This window comes from Fischerella muscicola PCC 7414, assembly GCF_000317205.1.
Lineage (GTDB): Bacteria > Cyanobacteriota > Cyanobacteriia > Cyanobacteriales > Nostocaceae > Fischerella > Fischerella muscicola.
Window position 1 is genome coordinate 1 of sequence record NZ_AJLK01000221.1, and the last position, 1,132, is coordinate 1,132.

The following is a 1,132-nucleotide window of genomic DNA, read 5'->3' on the forward strand; positions in this document are numbered from 1 at the left end:
TCCAGCCGCATGGAAAACCCCATTGAGTGGTCCAAAAGTGGAATGTGCAGAAGCGATCGCCTGCTGCATTTGTTGTAAATCAGTAACATCAGCAGCCAAAACCAAAACCTCTGCACCCAACTGTTGAAGTTGTTGAAGTTTACGAATCTTGCAGCTAATGCTGTCATTGTGGTCGTGAGTCAATAACCATTCAGACCACTCCTGTTGGTTAGGAAAAGCTTTTCGTCCAATCAGCACCAGTTTCGCTTTGTAATTTTGTGCCAAATACTCAGCCAAAACAAGTCCAATACCTCCAACTCCACCTGTAATTAGATAGACTCCCCCTTGTTTCAATCGTGGTGTATTACTCTTAGCCTGCTCAAGGCGCACCGGCTCAAAACATTGTACCCAGCGATTACCACCTCGGTAAGCAATCACTTTCTCACAACTAGAAATACTCAATTCCCCAAGCAAACTTTCCACAAGTTTTTGTTCTTGCCAACTGCCTGGTGCAGGCACAGTCACATCAATACTGCGACAGGTGATATTTGCATACTCTTGGGGAATAACTTTAATTACTCCAACTAAAGTAGCTTTCTCTGGAGAAACTAACTCAGTTGGTGTTACTGGCTGGAGATTGTTAGAAATAACAGTAATTTCAAAATCATCATTCGTTTGTTGTCTTCCCAAAGCTTTCGCCAGAAATAGTAAACTGTAAAATCCCGTTGTTTGAGCTTGTTCAACTTTTTCAAATTCTAATTGTTGTTGACAACCAGGTGTGACACTCCACAAATGAACAATCTTTTTTGGTAACTTTTGTTGTCTGGAAAGTTCTTGGATTAAGGCATCGTAATCACCAGGCTGTTGAGGATTGAGGGTATATTCAGACTCGTTTAACTTTGTCAAGTTATGTGCAACTAGGACACTGATGACATCATGATTTTGTTGTTGGAGTTGTCTTAGGAGTTTGTTACCCAAGCCACACTCATCAACAAACAGCAAAACACAAGATTTTGGCGTTGCTTGTTCAACTTCAAGCTGTGGTTGTAGTAAAGATGGTTTCCAGAAAGGTATGTAGAACCACTGGGAAATGTCTGATTTTTTGGCAAGTGAAACAGGGGTAGGATGGTGATGCTGTTGTTGTTTTTGTGGT

General features: G+C 41.3%; 1 protein-coding gene. It reads right to left on the reverse strand.

Features of this window, described 5'->3' with window-relative positions; genetic code table 11:
* Positions 1 to 1,132 (reverse strand): KR prefix domain-containing protein (locus tag UYI_RS33905; protein ID WP_035139136.1); only part of this gene is annotated, 1,132 nt, incomplete at both ends.